A 14,324-nucleotide genomic window follows, 5' to 3' on the forward strand; every position below is an offset into this window, starting at 1 on the left:
TGAACATCGCGTGTGCGTCGTGTTCGCGCCGGATGCCCGATCACCGCGGGCGGTAGAAGCCCTCGAAGGTCTGATCGAGGTTCGTGGTGCGTATGGGTGACAGCCCGACCGGATCGCCGGCCTCGATCATCTGGCCGTTCCCGACGATCATCGCGACGTGCCCCGACCAGACGGCGAGATCACCCGGTAACAGCTCGGATCGATCCACGCGGAACCCCGCCGTGTCCTGGTCCTGGGCCAGCCGAGGCAGCTCGACCCCGGCCTGGCGGTAGGCGTACTGGGTCAGAGCGCTGCAGTCCAGTCCGCGACCCGGTGTGGTGCCACCCCAGCTGTACGGGACCCCACGCTGACCGAGCGCTGCCCGAACGGCGGTGGCGGCGCGCTGGTTCGGGGCCCACGCCACCGACCCGTCGGGCAGCGTGACGGGCACCGCGCCGGGCGTGGGTGGACGACCGGCGGGAGCGGTCGGATGGATGTCGCCGGCCGATGCCGATCGCGTGGAGGCGCCGGACGCGGCGCCGGGACGGCCGGCCTTTCCCGAGGGTCGCACCGACGGTCGTCCGGGGGAGTTGCCCACCTGTTTCATCAGTGCGGTGAGGTCGGGCGTCGACGCCGGAGCGGGGTGCCGTCCGAGGCGTTGCGCGCGCCGGGCCAGCCCGGCGAGGCGATCGTGGGTGCGCCGCACCACCGCGAGTGCGCGCTGGAGGTGCTGCACGGCGACCGGGATCAGCGCGGCGACACCGTTCGGTGTGTACACCGACGGTCCGAGGGCGTCGGCCGCGCTGACGAAGGAGTCGAGGACGGTCCGTAGCTCCCGGGCGGCCGCGGCGACCTCGGCGCGGCCCTCGTCGATGAGGTCGGCGGCGTCGGCACTGTCGTCGGCGAGTTGCCTGCCGTGGCGCCGGTGCGCCCCGATCGTCTGCTCGGCCGCATCGGCCGCTGGTGACCGCCACTGCGGCAACGCCTTCTGTGTGGCCCCCTCCAGTTCGCGCGACGACCGCTCGAGACGGCAGCAGCAGTCGCGCAGTTCCGTCGCGGGATCGGCGCCGGGGATGTCACCGGTGCCCACCGACGCCAACAGGGTGCGAATCGGTGTGGCCAGGAGATCGATCGGGCTCGTCATGCGAGGGTGCCGCCGATGGATTGTGCCGAATCGGCATCGGTGCTCAGGTAGGTCACCCGCGTCGCCTCGACGGCCGCGGCCATCAGTGCGAGCCGACGGCCGTGATCGGCCACCGATGTCGTGTGCCGGGTGGCCGTGTCGCGAACGGCCTCGAGGAACTCGGCCCCGATGGGGCCGACGGTGACGGCGAGCGGCGCCATCGCGGCGACCGCGGCGTGGGGCGCGACGACCGACGCGGCGAGCGCGCTGACGGTCTGGTGTAACTGCGACAGTGCATCCGGGGTGACCGATAGGGAGTTCATGCCCACTACGACGCGGTGATGGCGCGGGCGGTTCCCGCGGATCTCTGGTCGTCCGGTTCCCGGTGGACCTCGGTTCGTGAGTGCGACGGCTCTAGGATCGCCCCATGGACGTGACGGTCGTCGACCACCCACTGGCCCGAGCTCGACTCACCACCCTGCGTGATCGACGCACCGACAACGCGTCGTTCCGCGGGGCGCTCGCCGACCTCACCCAGATGCTGATCTACGAGGCACTGGCGTCGGCCGAGGTCGCCGACGTGCCGATCACGACGCCGGTCGCCGACACGGTGGGTACTCGGCTGGCCAACCCGCCGCTCCTGGTACCGGTGCTGCGGGCCGGGTTGGGCATGGTGGAGCAGGCCCACGCGATGGTGCCCGAATCGAACGTCGGCTTCGTCGGGATCGCCCGTGACGAGACGACGCATCAGCCGGTCCCGTACCTGGAGTCACTACCCGCGGATCTCTCGCAGACCCCGGTGTTCGTCCTCGACCCCATGTTGGCGACCGGCGGCTCGATGCTGCATACGATCGACCTGTTGCGCCAGCGTGGCGCGGTCGACGTGACCGCGGTGTGTGTCGTCGCCGCCCCCGAAGGCGTTGCCACACTGGAGGAGTCGGGGCACCCGATCAGGCTGATCACCGCGGCTGTCGACGACGGCCTCAACTCCGACGCCTACATCGTCCCCGGCCTAGGCGACGCCGGCGACCGTCAGTTCGGTCCGCGCTGACCCGGTGAGGTGGCCGACCATCGTCCGTCGGTGCGGCGCAGCTCGACCGGATGCGCGAAACACTCGGTGATCGTCGCCGAGGTCAGGGAATCCTCGACCGGCCCCTGCACCACGCTTCGGCCGTCGCGCAGCAGCAGCGCATGCGACGTCGACGTCGGGAGGTCCTCGAGGTGGTGGGTGACCAGGATGCTCGCGAGATCGGTGACCTGGGAACGGAGTTGATCGATCCCGGCGAGGAGCTGCTCGCGGGCGGCGAGATCGAGGCCGGTGGCCGGTTCGTCGAGCAGCAGCAGCGACGGTTGCGCCATGAGGGCACGGGCGACGAGGGTGCGTCCCCGCTCGCCCTGACTCATCGTGGTCCAGCGCAGTTCGTGTCGGTCCGCCATGCCCAGGATGGCGAGCAGGTCGTCGGCGCGCTCGTGGTCGGCGGGGGTGTAGGTGCGCCGGTGATCGAGCTCGGGGGTGTTGGTCAGGCCGGTGAGCACCACGTCGTGTACCGGCAGCGGCACGTCGAGACGGTGCCGTGGGTCGACATGGCCGATGTGGGTCCGCAACTCTCGCATGTCGACACGCCCGAGTCGCGCCCCGAGCACGTCCACCGTGCCGCGGGTGGGGTGCCCGAACGCGCCCAGGATGTGCAGCAGCGTCGACTTGCCCGCGCCGTTCGGTCCGAGCAGCGCCCAGTGTTCACCGGCGTGGACCTCGAGCGATATGTCGTGCAACAGGAAACGTCCGCCGCGGACCACGTCGACACCCGACACCGCGACGACCGGACCGCTCACCGGGGATCACCCAGTTCTCGCGCGGCCAGCCGCAGATCGGTGAGCAGGGCGTCGGCGCGACGCTTGTCGTCGCCGAGGCGTGCCGGGCCACCCGCTGCGACGACGACCTCGAGGTAGAACTTGACCTTCGGCTCGGTGCCCGACGGTCGGACGATGACACGGATGTCGTGGTCGTCGGCATGGCCGGTGAGTTCGACGGCATCGGTGCGCAGATGATCGGCGCGCGTGGCGTAGTCGGTCCGGGCGACGGTGACGTCGCACAGCGTCGTCGGGGGGCGCGTGCGCAGCCGGGACATGATGGCCGTGATCTCGTCCGCGCTGTCGGCGCGGATCGAGACCTGGCCGGTGCGATGGACGCCGTGTCGTGTGAACACCTCGTCGAGGGCCGCACCGAAATCCGTTCCGGCGCTGCGTCGCTCGTGTGCGATCACCGCGAGCGCGATCGCTGCGCCGATACCGTCCTTGTCGCGTACGGCGTCGGGATCGACGCAGTGACCGATCGCCTCCTCGTAGGCGTATCGCAGGCCCTCGCCGGCGCGGACCAGCCACTTGAACCCGGTGAGGGTGCGGGTGTGGCGCGCGCCCGCGGCGTCGGCGATCCGGCTGAGCAGGGTGCTCGAGACGATGGTCGTCGCCACCAGAGGTGTGCCGTCCCCGGCGTCGGTCGACGAATGTCGTGACAGTGCCTCGGTCGCGAGCAGGGCGCCCGTCTCGTCGCCGGTCAGCATCCGCCACGCACCGTCGACGACGGCGCCGACAGCACACCGATCCGCGTCGGGATCGAGAGCGATGGCGATGTCGGCGTCGACACGGCGGGCAAGGCCCAGCACCAGGTCGGCCGCACCGGGCTCCTCGGGGTTCGGGAAGGCGACGGTGGGGAAGTCGGGATCGGGGGCGAACTGTTCCTCGACGACCATGACGTCGGTGATGCCCGCGCCGGCCAACGCGCGCAGCGCGAGATCACCTCCGACCCCGTGCATCGGCGTCAACGCCACGCGCAGAGTCGATGTGCGGTAACCGTGTCGGTCATGCAGCCGCGACAGGTAGTCCGCGATCGCGTCGACGGTGCGCGGGTCGTCCACCGACGCCGCGGCGGTGGGCGTCATCAGCGCACCGACGTCGATTCTCGCGATGCGTGCCTCGATCTCGGCGTCGACCGGCGGGATGATCTGCGCACCTGCATCCATCGGTCCGCCGCCGAGATAGACCTTGTACCCGTTGTCGGCGGGCGGGTTGTGCGACGCGGTGATCATCACCCCGGCGACCGCGGCACACCGACGGGTGGTGAACGCTACGACAGGGGTGGGAACCGGTGTCGGAAAGGCGATGACGTCGAAGCCGTGCCGGCGCAGCACGCCCGCGGCGTCGGCGGCGAAGGCATGTGACCCGTGGCGCGCGTCGTGCCCCACCACGACCACACCTCCGGCGTGACCGGCGTCGTTCAGCCATCCCGCGAGGGCGGTGGTGGTCTGGATGACGACGAGTCGGTTCATCCCGTCGGGACCGCCGCGCACCGGTCCGCGCAGTCCGGCGGTCCCGAAATGCAGACGGTCGGCGAAGCGCTGTGACAGCGACGTCGCGTCGAGGGCGGCGAGTTCGGCACGGGTCACCGGGTCGGGATCGGCCGCGATCCACTTCCTCACGTCCGCCGGATGCGTCGAGGTCACAATCGTTCGATGACCTGCGCCAGCAGGACGCCCATCTCGCCGGCCGAGCGACGACCGACGTCGAGGACCTCGGTGTGGTCGAGTGGCTCACCGGTGATACCCGCGGCGAGGTTCGTGACCAATGACATGCCCAGTACCTCCATGCCTGCGGCGCGGGCGGCGATGGTCTCGTGCACGGTCGACATGCCGACGAGGTCGGCGCCCATGGTGCGCAGCATCCGGATCTCGGCGGGGGTCTCGTAGTGCGGGCCGGGCAGCCCCGCGTACACACCGTCGGCGAGGTCGCCGCGCACGCCACGGGCGATCTCGCGCAGCCGAGGCGAGTACGCGTCGACGAGGTCGACGAATTGCGCACCCGCCAGTGGTGATCTCGCGGTCAAGTTCAGGTGATCGCTGATCAGCACCGGTTGCCCGACCGACATGTCGGCGCGCAGCCCGCCCGCGGCGTTGGTGAGCACGACCGTCCCGGCCCCGGTGGCGGCAGCGGTCCGCACCGCGTGCACCACGCGGGCCGGCGGATTGCCCTCGTACGCGTGGGTGCGTCCGAGCAGGACGAGCACCGAACGGGAACCGATCCGCACCGAGTGGACGAGGCCTGAGTGCCCGGCTGCGCTCGGTGTCGTGAAACCCGGCAGGTCGGCCATGGCGAGGGTCGCGACGGGGGAGCCGAGGGCGTCGGCCGCCGGGGCCCATCCCGAACCCAGGACGACCGCCACGTCGTGTGTGGCCGCGCCGGTGTGTTCGCCGATCACCGCGGCTGCCGCGTTCGCTGCGGCCGTGGGGTCCACGGTCGGGTCGTGGTCGCCGACGGGGTCGCCGGACGCGTGTCCGCTGCTCATGGGTCGAGGGTAGATCGGCACCGACCGCGGTGCGGCGGGAGGATATGGTCATGCGATGCCGTATCTGACCCGCACCGATGACATCTGGGAGCTCTACCTGGGTGCCGAGGGATCCGAACTGGATCCGGACAACCCGGAGAACCGGTTCGCCGGCCCGTGGATCGCGCAGATGAACGACCTGCTCGACACCGTCGAGAACGACGGGACCGGGGCGCTGGTGATCACCGCCACCGGGAAGTTCTTCAGCAACGGGCTCGAGATCGCCGAGGTCGCCGATCCGACGAAGCTCGGCGGCTACATCGACAGTGTCCATGGCATCTACGCGCGAGTGCTGACGCTGCCCGTCGCCACCGTGGCCGCGATCAACGGCCACGCGTTCGGTGCCGGCGCGATGCTCGCGGTGTGCGCCGACCACCGCATCATGCGCACCGAGCGCGGGTACTGGTCGCTGCCCGAGGTGGCGCTGGGGATGCCCTTCCCACTCGGGATGGCGTCACTGCTGCACGAACGGTTGCCCGAGTCGGTCCGCACCGAGGCGATGACGACGGGCCGTCGTTACGGCGGGTCGGAGTCTGCGCAGCTCGGGATCGTCGAGGAGGCCGTCGAGGTCGAGGAGTTGCTCGCCCGGGCCCGGGCCGTCGCCACCGAACGCACAGCCTTTGCCGGCGCCAACCTCGTCGCCATCAAGAAGGGGATGCGTCGGGCGCTGCTCGCCGACCTCGCGCCGCAGACGTCGTGATGGATCTCGTCGACGCCTGGCTCGCCGCGCACGAGAACGAGATGATCGGGTGGCGGCGGGATCTGCACGCGCATCCCGAACTGTCCCGCCAGGAACACCGCACCACCGAGTTCGTGATGGCCGAGCTGACCGGCGTCGGTCTGCGGCCTCAGCGGTTGCCGTTGGGCACCGGTGTCGTCTGCGACCTCGGTCCGGCCGGGCCCCGGATCGCCCTCCGCGCCGACATGGATGCCCTGCCGATCGCCGAACGCACAGGACTGCCGTTCACCTCCACCATCGACGGTGTCTCCCATTCCTGTGGCCACGACGCCCACACCGCGATCCTCGTCGCGGTCGCAAAGATCCTCGCGGCCGCCGGTGATCTGCCGGTCGGCGTGCGTCTGGTGTTCCAGGCCGCAGAGGAGGTGATGCCCGGTGGCGCACGCGATGCCGTCGAAGCCGGTGTCACCCAGGGCATCTCACGTTTCTTCGCCCTGCACTGCGACCCGAAGCTCGAGGTCGGCAAGGTGGGGCTGCGCGTCGGGCCCATCACCTCCGCCGCCGACCACATCGATCTGCAGCTGCACTCGCCCGGTGGCCACACCTCGCGGCCCCACCTCACCGGCGATCTGGTGCACGCGATGGGAACGGTCATCACCGGCCTGCCCGCGGTGCTGTCGCGACGGATCGATCCGCGCACCGGGACGGTCATGGTGTGGGGGTCGGCCCATGCGGGCAACGCCGCCAACGCCATCCCGCAGGAGGGACGTCTCCGCGGCACGGTCCGCACCGGCGATCACGCGACGTGGGCACTGCTCGAACCGCTGGTGACCGAGGTCATCACGGGTCTCCTCACCCCGCTCGGGGTACGCCACGAGCTGAACTATCACCGCGGCGTGCCGCCGGTGGTCAACGATCCCGAGGCCACCGAGATGTTGCGGCGCAGCGCCGACGCCGTGGGTCCCGACACCGTCGCCGACACCGCACAATCCGGTGGCGGTGAGGACTTCTCGTGGTACCTCGAGCACGTGCCGGGGTCGATGGGACGTCTCGGCGTCTGGAGCGGGGTCGGCGCACAGGTGGATCTACACCAGCCGAACTTCGATCTCGACGAGCGCGCCCTAGCCGTCGGTGTGCGGACACTGGCCGGACTCGTTCTCGGCGCTCCGGCTGCCTGATCCCGCGCGCAGCGACCCGATCGGTGCTCGTTCGCCGTCGCGGCCGGTCCATGTCGCCACGCCGGCGATCACCGCCGGGCGAGCCCTCGAGGTGTTCCGCCGAGTGGGGTCACGTTGCTCGACAGCCACACGTGGTCGGCGTGTCGATCATGCACGGCCTCGAATTCGATGTGTTCGATCGATCCGTTGACATGGCGTATCCGGAGGTCACGACCGATCCGTGAGAGCGCATCGTGCCACTGTTGCGGGAGTTCACTGTTGGTGATGGAGACTCCGGAGTCCGGAGTCCATACGCCGGTCATCACCACGTCGGTCTCGTCGAAAAGCCTTGATGTACTGCGCATCTCACCTCCATATCGGAGATCGCCTGTGGACGCCTGGCTGTCGGTGGCCGGTCACCTGACGGAGGCCACGACGGTCTCATCGAGATCGATGATCACGGCCAGTTCGTTGCCGACCTCGGCGGCCACGCGACCTGCGTCGCCGTCGCGTGGACGAGAACAGCGCCGGCGAGGGCACCGACTCAGGTGTTGAAGCTCTCCCCGGGGCCGGGACCGACGTTGCGGGCGTCGCGGACGCGCAGGGCGTGGACGTAGTCGGCGGGTGCGCCGGCGATCTCGGCGGCCTCCGCCATCACCCCCAGGTACCGCGCCGAGGGCAGCCCTCCCTCGAAGGCGTCGAGCACGTACAGCCAGGCGAGCACGGCGCCGTCGGCGGTGTCGATGCGTGCGCGGATCTTGCGGTGGATCCCGAGCTCGGATCCCTCCCAGCTGTCGAGGGAGCTCTCGTCCTCGGGCGTGACGTCGTAGAGGACGACGAACACGCGCGCGTCGGGATCGGACTTGTCCTCGGTGACCGTCGCGAGAGCGCCCTCCCAGCCGATGTCGCCGCCACCGAAGGTGAGCCGCCACCCGTTGAGCCAGCCGGTGCCGGCCATGGGGGAGTGCGGGGCGCGTTCCATCATCTGGTCCGGATGCATGTTCGACCCGTACGCGGCGTAAATCGGCACGGCGAAAGCCTAGATGGTCCCCTCCGCACGGGACAGGGCGCGGTCGGCGAAGTCGTCACGGATCGAACCGTGGTGCCCTATCGACTAGGTTCTGGGGCAGGCGGGAAAAGCCCGACGTTGCGGACAGCGTCGGTTCTAGATGCAGGAGTGATGCACACGTGACGACCATCGCGATCATCGGCGGCGGACCGGCCGGATACGAAGCGGCCCTGGTGGCCGCGGCGTACGGCGCCGAGGTCACGGTGATCGACGCCGACGGCATCGGCGGTGCGTGCGTGCTGTGGGATTGCGTCCCGTCGAAGACCTTCATCGCCTCGACCGGTATCCGCACCGAGGTGCGGCGAGCGGTCGACCTCGGTATCAACCTCCAACACGACGACGCCGTCGTCTCCCTCCCGCAGATCCACCAGCGGGTACGTGACCTGGCCTACGCGCAGTCCGCCGACATCCGGTCGCGACTGCTCAGCGAGGGCGTGACGGTGATCGCCGGACGCGGCAGGCTCGGCGACGCCGAGACCGGCATGTCGACCCACACCGTGATCGTCACCCCGGTCGGCGCAGATGAGACGGGCGAGGACGGCCCTGCCGACGGTGCCGAGCAGACCATCTCCGCCGACGTGGTCCTCATCGCGACCGGGGCCTCACCGCGCGTGCTGCCCTCGGCCCAGCCCGACGGCGAGCGCATCCTCACCTGGCGCCAGCTCTACGACCTCGAGGAACTGCCCGAACACCTCGTGGTCGTCGGGTCCGGGGTGACCGGGGCCGAGTTCGTGCACGCCTACACCGAGCTCGGCGTACAGGTGACGCTGGTCTCCAGCCGCGACCGGGTGCTGCCCGGTGAGGACGAGGACGCGGCGCTGGTCCTCGAGGACGTTCTCGCCGAACGCGGCGTCACGCTCATCAAGCACGCGCGCGCCGATGCGGTGAAGCGCACCGACGACGGTGTCGACGTCCACCTCGCCGACGGCCGGGTGATCAGCGGATCGCACGTCCTGATGACGGTCGGGTCGGTGCCCAACACCGAGAACCTCGGGCTCGACAAGGTCGGGGTCGAACTCTCGCCCGGCGGTTACCTGTCGGTCGACCGGGTGTCCCGCACCGGCGCGTCGGGTGTTTACGCGGCCGGCGACTGCACCGGACTGCTGCCCCTGGCCTCGGTCGCCGCGATGCAGGGACGTATCGCGATGTACCACGCGCTCGGCGAGGGTGTCGTGCCGATCAAGCTGAAGACCGTGGCGTCCGCCATCTTCACGCGCCCCGAGATCGCGACCGTCGGCGTGACCCAGCAGGCCATCGACGACGGCGAGTATCCCGCCCGGACGGTGATGTTGCCACTCGCGACCAACCCGCGCGCGAAGATGAGTGGCCTGCGTCGTGGGTTCGTGAAGATCTTCTGTCGACCTGCGACCGGTGTCGTGATCGGTGGTGTCGTGGTGGCGCCCAACGCATCCGAGCTCATCCTCCCCATCGCGCTCGCCGTGCAGAACAAGTTGCCCGTCAACGATCTCGCGCAGACGTTCTCGGTGTATCCCTCACTCACCGGTTCGGTGACCGAGGCGGCGCGACAGCTGATCCGCCACGACGACCTCGACTGACGCAGATTCCGCATGGTGGGAAATGTGTTCCATTTTCTGGCGAGGTGAGCGTACCGTCGTCGACGGGACATCCCCACCCCTTCAAGGTGACCACACGCATCACCGACTCTTCTCGCCCCTGTCGGAGTGCGCCGTGTCTTCCCCCTCCTCCATCGCTACACCGTCTGTCCACCCGTCGCGTTCGGCTGCCGCCGTGCCCGGATCGGCCATCCGCGACCTGCTGCGGCTCACCGAATCGCCTGGCGTGCTCAGCATGGCCGGCGGACTGCCCGCGACCGAGCTGATCCCTGCCGAACGGATCGCCCACGCCACCGCCGCCGCACTCGGCCAGCGAGATCTTCTGCAGTACACCGCAAGTGCCGGTTTGCGCCGCACCCGCGAGTCGATTGCACGCCAGGAGGCCGTGAACGCCGATCAGGTTCTCGTCACCCATGGTTCCCAGCAGGCGCTCTCGCTCCTCGCCCTGGCTCTCGTCGACCCGGGAGACGTGGTCGTCGTCGACGACCCGGTGTACGTGGGCGCCATGCAGGTCTTCGCGTCGGTCGGCGCCGATCTCCGTGGCCTACCGCTGACCGACGGCGGTGTCGATGTGGAACTGCTCGCGAGGTGGTGTGCCGACGGGCTGCGACCGACGATCGTGCACACCGTCACCGCATTTCACAATCCCGCGGGCGTGAGCGCGGATTCGGACCGTCGCCGCGCGCTCGCCGAACTGGCCGACCGTTACGGGTTCTGGGTCATCGACGACGATCCGTACAGCCGCCTCCGTTTCCGTGGTGTCGCGCCCCCGCCGACACGCACCTTCGGCGACCGGGTGATCACCCTCGGCTCGGCGTCGAAGATCCTTGCGCCCGCATTGCGCGTCGGGTGGCTGATCGCGCCGCAGGAGGTGGTGACCCTCGTCGAACGTCTCCGGCAGAGCGCGGACCTGTGCGGTTCGGCCCTGTGTCAGGGCGTGGTCGGCGACCTGCTCGACGACACGGACTGGTTGGCCGGACACACCGCCAGGGTCGCTCGGGCCTACGGCGAACGCGCGCACGCCCTGGTCACGGCTCTCGACGACGCCTTCGGCGACGCGATCGAGGTGTCGCGGCCCGACGGCGGCATGTTCTGCTGGGCGCGATTGCCCGGTGTCGACACCGGGAGCCTGCTCGACCGGGCGGTCGACCATGGTGTGGCATTCGTTCCGGGACAGGCATTCTCGGTGCACCGCCGCCTCTCCGACCGGCTCCGCCTGAGTTTCGCGACGCTGTCGAGCGAGGAGCTGTACACCGCCGCGAGCCGTCTGCACGCCGTGGTGACCGCTGGTTAGAGTGAGGTGCCCGCTCGCCGGATCATCTCGTCAGGAGCACACATGCCCGCAGTTCTCGTCACCGGAGCCGGTCGCGGAATCGGCCTCGCCACCACCGAGCGCCTCGCCGCTGCGGGATGGCAGGTGTACGCGGGAGCCCGGTCGGACGCCCACCGCGCGGCGCTCGGCGAGATCGCGAACGTGCACCCCGTCCGCCTCGATGTCACCGATCCCGGCGATGTCGCAGGACTCGCCGAGGCATTGCCGGACCGGCTCGACGCCGTGGTGAACAACGCGGGCATCGTGGTGCAGGGACCGGTGGAGGGTGTCCCGCCCGCGGACATCAGTCGACAGCTCGACGTGAACGTCACGGGCCAGATCGCCGTGACGCAGGCGGTGCTGCCGCTGCTGCGCGCGACCAGGGGCCGGATCGTCTTCATCTCCTCGGTCAGCGGCCGCGTCACCACGCCGGGCACCGGTGTCTACAGCGCGTCGAAGTACGCACTGGAATCACTCGCCGACGCGCTGCGCATCGAGCTGCGCCCGTGGAAGATCGGGGTGTCGCTGGTGGAACCGGGGACCACACGCACCGACATCTGGACCGGGATCCTCGACGACTTCGATGCGATGGAGGCGGGTCTGTCCGACGAGCACCGTCGCCTCTATGCCCAGCAGAACGCCGGGATGCGGCGTCTGCTCCCGCGGCTGCAGAAGGCTGCCGTGCCGCCGGAGAAGGTCGCCGTCGCCGTCGAGAAGGCCCTCACCGACAAGCGGCCGAAGGCCCGCTACCTGTGCGACACCCCCAGCCGCGTGCAGGTCGCCCTCAGCGGGCTGTCCCCGACCAGGGTGAACGACCTCGTCTTGTCCGTCGCGACGCGCAAGCGCTGAAGTCGCGGCAGATCAGCCGACGGGCCAGGTGGTCCCGGTCTCCGATTCGGCGCGATCCCAGAGGCGGGCGGCGAGTGCGTAGTCACTGGCGTGCGCGGTGCGTCCGGCCAGTGTGGGTCCGCCCTTGAGTCCGAGGCGACTGTCGATGCCGACGTAGCTGCCAGGCGGGATCGGTTCGGTCATGCAGTAGAGCGTGGGCGCCGCGCCGGCGTCGGTGTCGTTGGCCAGGGTCTTCGCGATCGTCTGTGTGACGGTGTGGAACACCGACATCAACGGTGCGTCGGAGACGTTCGACAGGTTCGACGCGACCCATCCCGGGTGGGTGAGGGCGGTGGTGACCGCCGAGCCGGATTCCCGCAGTCGACGGTCGAGTTCGAGACCCCATAGCATGACGGCGAGTTTCGATCGCCCGTAGGCGCCCATGGGGTTCCAGCGCGCATCGCTCAGGTGCAGATCGTCGAGATCGAGGGTCGCGAACTTGTGGGCGTCGGACCCGACGTTGATGATCTGTGCTCGTACGCGCGGCGCCACCAGGTTGGTGAGCGCGAACGGGCCGAGGAAGTTCGTCCCGATGGACATCTCGAACCCGTCGGTGGTCTTCTCGCGCTTCTGCGCGACGAGGCCGGCGTTGTTGATCAGCACGTCGACGTCGTCGGTGAGCCGATCGGCGAACGCACGCACCGACGCGAGATCCGACAGATCGACGTGGGAGACCTCGGTCGACCCACCCATCTGTGCGGCGCGCTTCTCGCCGAGCTCGACGTTGCGCACGGCGAGGATGACGTGGGCGCCGGCCCGGGCGAGTGAGTGCGCGGTGGCGAGGCCGATCCCGTTCGTGGCCCCGGTGACGATCACCCGCTGTCCGCTCCGGTCGCCTAGTCGTGCCGGTGTCCACTGCTGATCGTTGGCCATGCGATCCACCCTAGAGGCGGATGTCCCCCGGGAGTCAGCTCGCCCAGGGCCCGACCCCGCCGACCTTGTCGATGCGGATGCGCGTGATGTAGCCGGGAGGCGCGTCGGGCGGCGGGAACGCGGTCCCGGGCGGGGCGAGTGTCGCGGCGAGTTCCGTCAGCAGTTCGGGTGCCCCGCCCTCGAGGATGTCCGCGGTGCCGCTGATCGAGAGGTAGGGCGTCATCATCGATCCCGGGTCGGACCCGAGGATGGTCAGCGCGACCCGTCCGTCGCGACGGATGTTGCGCACCTTGCGGTACACGCCGAGGTGGGCGGTGTGCAGTTCGTCGCCGTCCGGCGTGCGCCGCAACGCCACCCACACCAGCGAGACCTGCGGGCTTCCGTCGGGGTCGATCGTCACCAGCGTCGCATCAGCGCCTGCGCCGATCAGGGCGCGAGCCGATTCGGGGAGTTCCATGCCTGGGTCAACGCCTGGGTGGCGGGTCCATTCCGGGACGCTCCCTCGCCGCTCAGGTCTGGCACGTCGTGCAGTGATAGAGCACGCGGTCGGTGTCGGAGAAACCGTCGGGCTCGCCGAGGAAGTCGCGGCTCACCGGCGTGCCGCACCGGAAGCACGGCCGCCCGCCGCGCCCGTAGACCCAGTACCGCCTGCCGTTGACGGTGACCCCGGTGGTCGTGCGGACACGGTTGGTGCGATTGGCCTGCAGGAGCCGGTGGCAGAGATCGACCATCGCGGGGACGTCGACGTCGGCGACCGGACGTCGCGGATCGATGCCCTGCAGGAAACACGCCTCACAGCGGAAGACGTTGCCGACACCGGCCATGAGGTGCTGGTCGAGCAGAGCCAACCCGATGGGCCGTGCCGGGTCGGAGGAGATCATCTCGACGGCGCGGTCGGCGTCCCACCCCGGACCGAGCAGGTCGGGGCCGAGGTAGGCCAGTGCGGCGTCGGGTGAGGCCAGCATCTCGCACGTGCCCAGGTCGAATCCGACGGCCTCCGCGGAATCGGTGCGGAGCACCAACCGGGCGGTGAACGCCGGCTTGCGCCACCGGGTTCCGATGCGGTGCACGTGCCACGCGCCCTCCATCTTCAGGTGCGAATGGATCGCGAGGTCGTCGCCGACGTCGATGAGCAGGTGCTTGCCGACCGAACGCACCGACTCGACGGTACGTCCGGCGAGGTCGACCGTGGCGTACCGCGGCACGCGGAACTGTGAGTACGCCAGCGTCTTTCCCTCGAAGGCACGCCTGATGCGTGCCGCCGCCTGATAGACGGTGTCACCCTCGGGCAC

Annotated in this window: 16 protein-coding genes; 6 read left to right on the top strand and 10 right to left on the bottom strand. The window is 69.9% G+C overall.

Translation table 11 applies throughout. The annotated features are described in order from the left end of the window. Nucleotides 1–40: 40 nt before the first annotated feature. A complete protein-coding gene (locus tag ACLBW1_RS06930) occupies nt 41–1,123 on the bottom strand; it encodes a C40 family peptidase (protein ID WP_447810902.1) in 1,083 nt (360 codons plus the stop codon). Continuing rightward, the gene (locus ACLBW1_RS06935) at nt 1,120–1,425 is read right to left on the bottom strand and encodes a type VII secretion target (protein ID WP_447810903.1); all 306 of its coding nucleotides are present in this window, start codon (nt 1,423–1,425) and stop codon (nt 1,120–1,122) included. Before ACLBW1_RS06935 ends, ACLBW1_RS06930 begins: the two co-directional genes overlap by 4 nt. 104 nt (nt 1,426–1,529) lie before the next feature. Here ACLBW1_RS06935 and upp point away from each other — a divergent pair, with 104 nt between their 5' ends. Continuing rightward, nucleotides 1,530–2,153 carry a uracil phosphoribosyltransferase gene (gene upp / locus ACLBW1_RS06940; RefSeq protein WP_447810904.1) on the top strand — a complete coding sequence of 208 codons (624 nt, stop codon included), beginning with the start codon at nt 1,530–1,532 and terminating at the stop codon, nt 2,151–2,153. On the opposite strand, the gene ACLBW1_RS06945 is transcribed toward upp, so the two are convergent. Genes ACLBW1_RS06945 through ACLBW1_RS06955 form a run of 3 tightly spaced genes read right to left on the bottom strand, consistent with a single transcriptional unit; the run spans nt 2,135 to nt 5,441 of the window. Further along, the gene (locus ACLBW1_RS06945) at nt 2,135–2,935 is read right to left on the bottom strand and encodes an ABC transporter ATP-binding protein (protein WP_447810905.1); all 801 of its coding nucleotides are present in this window, start codon (nt 2,933–2,935) and stop codon (nt 2,135–2,137) included. The genes upp and ACLBW1_RS06945 overlap by 19 nt on opposite strands. Continuing rightward, nucleotides 2,932–4,578: a phospho-sugar mutase gene (locus ACLBW1_RS06950; protein ID WP_447810907.1), complete on the bottom strand. Its 1,647-nt coding sequence runs from the start codon at nt 4,576–4,578 to the stop codon at nt 2,932–2,934. The genes ACLBW1_RS06945 and ACLBW1_RS06950 overlap by 4 nt, the downstream gene beginning before the upstream one ends. Nucleotides 4,579–4,598: 20 nt before the next feature. Next, the gene (locus ACLBW1_RS06955) at nt 4,599–5,441 is read right to left on the bottom strand and encodes a purine-nucleoside phosphorylase (RefSeq protein WP_447810908.1); all 843 of its coding nucleotides are present in this window, start codon (nt 5,439–5,441) and stop codon (nt 4,599–4,601) included. 55 nt (nt 5,442–5,496) lie between these two features. Between ACLBW1_RS06955 and ACLBW1_RS06960 the strand changes: the two genes are divergently transcribed. Both ACLBW1_RS06960 and ACLBW1_RS06965 read left to right on the top strand, forming a co-directional pair. Next, nucleotides 5,497–6,180, top strand: a complete 684-nt coding sequence (locus ACLBW1_RS06960; RefSeq protein ID WP_447810909.1) for an enoyl-CoA hydratase/isomerase family protein — start codon at nt 5,497–5,499, stop codon at nt 6,178–6,180. After that, complete coding sequence (locus tag ACLBW1_RS06965) at nt 6,180–7,337, top strand: amidohydrolase (RefSeq protein WP_447810910.1); 1,158 nt, start codon at nt 6,180–6,182, stop codon at nt 7,335–7,337. Before ACLBW1_RS06960 ends, ACLBW1_RS06965 begins: the two co-directional genes overlap by 1 nt. A gap of 68 nt (nt 7,338–7,405) precedes the next feature. Here the strand turns inward: ACLBW1_RS06965 and ACLBW1_RS06970 are convergent, their stop codons facing one another. Both ACLBW1_RS06970 and ACLBW1_RS06975 read right to left on the bottom strand, forming a co-directional pair. Then, nucleotides 7,406–7,681, bottom strand: coding sequence for a hypothetical protein (locus tag ACLBW1_RS06970; protein ID WP_447810911.1), 276 nt, complete (start codon nt 7,679–7,681; stop codon nt 7,406–7,408). Nucleotides 7,682–7,860: 179 nt separating this feature from the next. Continuing rightward, nucleotides 7,861–8,346, bottom strand: a complete 486-nt coding sequence (locus ACLBW1_RS06975; protein WP_447810913.1) for a gamma-glutamylcyclotransferase — start codon at nt 8,344–8,346, stop codon at nt 7,861–7,863. A 158-nt stretch (nt 8,347–8,504) separates the two neighbouring features. Between ACLBW1_RS06975 and ACLBW1_RS06980 the strand changes: the two genes are divergently transcribed. The 3 genes from ACLBW1_RS06980 (at nt 8,505) to ACLBW1_RS06990 (ending at nt 12,120) form a co-directional block, all read left to right on the top strand. Then, nucleotides 8,505–9,941, top strand: a complete 1,437-nt coding sequence (locus ACLBW1_RS06980; protein WP_447810914.1) for an NAD(P)H-quinone dehydrogenase — start codon at nt 8,505–8,507, stop codon at nt 9,939–9,941. 193 nt (nt 9,942–10,134) lie between these two features. Further along, nucleotides 10,135–11,253, top strand: a complete 1,119-nt coding sequence (locus tag ACLBW1_RS06985) for an aminotransferase-like domain-containing protein (RefSeq protein ID WP_447810915.1) — start codon at nt 10,135–10,137, stop codon at nt 11,251–11,253. 42 nt (nt 11,254–11,295) lie between these two features. After that, nucleotides 11,296–12,120, top strand: coding sequence for an SDR family oxidoreductase (locus tag ACLBW1_RS06990; RefSeq protein WP_447810916.1), 825 nt, complete (start codon nt 11,296–11,298; stop codon nt 12,118–12,120). Between the two features lie 12 nt (nt 12,121–12,132). Here the strand turns inward: ACLBW1_RS06990 and ACLBW1_RS06995 are convergent, their stop codons facing one another. Genes ACLBW1_RS06995 through ACLBW1_RS07005 form a run of 3 tightly spaced genes read right to left on the bottom strand, consistent with a single transcriptional unit; the run spans nt 12,133 to nt 14,324 of the window. Continuing rightward, a complete protein-coding gene (locus ACLBW1_RS06995; RefSeq protein WP_447810917.1) occupies nt 12,133–13,032 on the bottom strand; it encodes an SDR family NAD(P)-dependent oxidoreductase in 900 nt (299 codons plus the stop codon). 34 nt (nt 13,033–13,066) lie between these two features. Next, nucleotides 13,067–13,489, bottom strand: a complete 423-nt coding sequence (locus ACLBW1_RS07000) for a PPOX class F420-dependent oxidoreductase (protein ID WP_447810918.1) — start codon at nt 13,487–13,489, stop codon at nt 13,067–13,069. Between the two features lie 52 nt (nt 13,490–13,541). Then, a complete protein-coding gene (locus ACLBW1_RS07005) occupies nt 13,542–14,324 on the bottom strand; it encodes an Fpg/Nei family DNA glycosylase (RefSeq protein ID WP_447810920.1) in 783 nt (260 codons plus the stop codon).

The sequence above is a fragment of the Williamsia sp. M5A3_1d genome (assembly GCF_053345315.1).